This window comes from Vibrio sp. (assembly GCF_984391705.1).
Map to the genome: position 1 here is coordinate 1 of NZ_CFHWOM010000167.1, position 1084 is coordinate 1084.

Consider the following 1084-nt stretch of genomic DNA (forward strand, 5'->3'; position numbering starts at 1 on the left):
ACCTAGCTTCTCCAGCAAGTGAAAGCAACAACATTATTGTTAACCCAATGACCAATATGATCATTGAACAAATGACGCACGATAGTGAACTCACTCCTGCAACAGCAAAAGATGAAGTAGTCAACGCAATCACTGACACTGGCCTAAAAGTTGATGCCGACATGATTTTCGGCGACTACCTAGCAAGCACATCAAATGAAGCAAAAGCATTGAAGGTCATCGGTGAAACACTGGTTGATAACAACGACAAGAGTGTGGAAACGCAACTTGCTATTTCAACTGAAGTTGCAACAGAAGCAAACGACATCATTGAAGAATCACCTGAGGATCTAGATAACTACGCACCTGTTGTAGAGATTACTCCACAAGGTGGCGTAACGGTAAAACCGAACAGCCGCCCTGTTGTTGATGTAAGTCCTGAAGAAGTAAGTATGGAGCTCGGTGATGCTTGGGTAACCGTTGACGCATCTAAATTATTTAGTGACGCGGATGGTGATACTCTAACCTACACAATGAAAGCTCTAGGTACCGATAAAAACGGCCTAGATGATAAAAACGGCCTAGATATTGTTGAAACTACAGGTTTAATCACTGGTACACCAAAAGTTGCTGGTAAGTTCATCTACCAAATCTTTGCTGAAGATACAAAAGGCTCTATTTCTTACCCAGCAAACCTAAATGTGACGATTGAGACACCGAATACAGCACCAACTCATAACCCTGAAGCTTTAGAAACTATTCAAAATCAATTGAACGCGTTGACGCTAACTCAAGGTGATGAAGTTAATAAGGTTGTTATCGTTGCGACTGGCTTATTTAATGACGTTGATGGTGACACGCTCAAGTACACTGTTGAAAATGTGCCTGCGGGAATGTCTGTTACTCTTAATAAAGATGAGCTAACTCTATCTGGTACTCCGTCTAGCCACGGTGAATCTACTATTCGTCTTTTCGCAAATGATGGTGTAAACCAAACATCTGCTGAAGCAGATATCATATTAACAATTGAGAAAGCTGCGGTTACTCCAAGCCACCCACTAGAAGGCAAAACTTGGTACTACTTAGAGCACGGCTCTGATGATGG

1 protein-coding gene is annotated in these 1084 nt (G+C 42.0%); it reads left to right on the plus strand.

The window, feature by feature from the left end; translation table 11 throughout:
* Positions 1-1084, plus strand: a 1084-nt coding sequence (locus AC4MRV_RS22165; RefSeq protein WP_491189421.1) for a putative Ig domain-containing protein, incomplete at both ends; no start/stop codon positions are given.